This window comes from Companilactobacillus halodurans (genome assembly GCF_009600985.1).
Classification (GTDB): domain Bacteria; phylum Bacillota; class Bacilli; order Lactobacillales; family Lactobacillaceae; genus Companilactobacillus; species Companilactobacillus halodurans.
On the sequence record NZ_VDFP01000277.1, the window covers coordinates 1 to 1,045 of the forward strand.

General features: G+C 35.3%; 1 protein-coding gene. It reads left to right on the top strand.

The window, feature by feature from the left end; all coding sequences use genetic code 11:
* Positions 1-778, top strand: a 778-nt coding sequence (locus tag FHL06_RS14545; RefSeq protein ID WP_475392988.1) for a glycosyltransferase family protein, incomplete at its 5' end; no start/stop codon positions are given.
* Positions 779-1,045 lie beyond the last annotated feature (267 nt).

Genomic DNA, 1,045 nt, shown 5'->3' on the forward strand with positions numbered 1-1,045 from the left:
AGCAATCGTTGGGATTATTGCGATTGGCTTGATTGAATTTCTGTATTTATTCAAGGGTAAGTTTTCGTTTAAGAAAGCTTTGAATGAATTCATTTTTGCTTTGATTGTGATGATTGCCATGGTGCCAACGTATTCGATTAGTAATTATGCTATTGATCATCAAAAATATATGGAAATCAATACTTCCCGTGCTATCGTGCCACTTCATTTCATGAGTATGGGTGTTTCTGGTGATGGTGGATATAACGCACATGATGCCTTAATGATGGCCAAAATGCCTAATAAACAAGCCCAAGTTGATTATTCTAAAAAGGTTTTGATTAAGCGTTTGAAGAAAAAGGGCTTTTTCGGATATATCAAATTTCTCTTTAAAAAGCACGCTAATAATACAACTGACGGAACATTTGCCTGGATTAAAGAAGGTCACTTTATTATTGGTAATACTAATCCATCACATAAGGGGTTTGCTGGGAAAATTCGGAATTTCGTCTATTTGTACGGAACCAATTTAGGCGATTTTCGTTATGTAGCCCAAGTTTGGTGGGTCTTTTTGTTAGCAGCGATTGCTTTTAATTGGAAAGATGATCGTAAATTGATTCAGATGTTAAGATTGACGATTATTGGTGGTTTCATCTTCTTACTACTATTTGAAGGTGGCCGTAGTCGTTACTTAATTCAATATTTGCCAGCATTCTTGATTTTAGCAACCTTGTCGTGGAGCAATTCGTGGCAATGGCTGAAAGGTATGCTTTGGTGGGTCGATAAAGATAAAAAATAACGCAGATTATAATTAATCTGCGTTATTTTTATGGATACGTGTTATCCGTATGATTTTGCCATATTAGATTGATATGTTCGGTAATTGATGATATTTTAATTACACTAAATGGTGTGTATGGGAGATTAAAATATGTTTACTCCAGAAGAAATTCTGCAAAAGGGTGTTACCGCCGGGGTTAATAAGTTAAAAAAGACACTGGTTGCCAAGATGATTTTAGGATTCATTGGTGGGGCAATGATTTCCATTGGCTTTTTAGCTTATGTT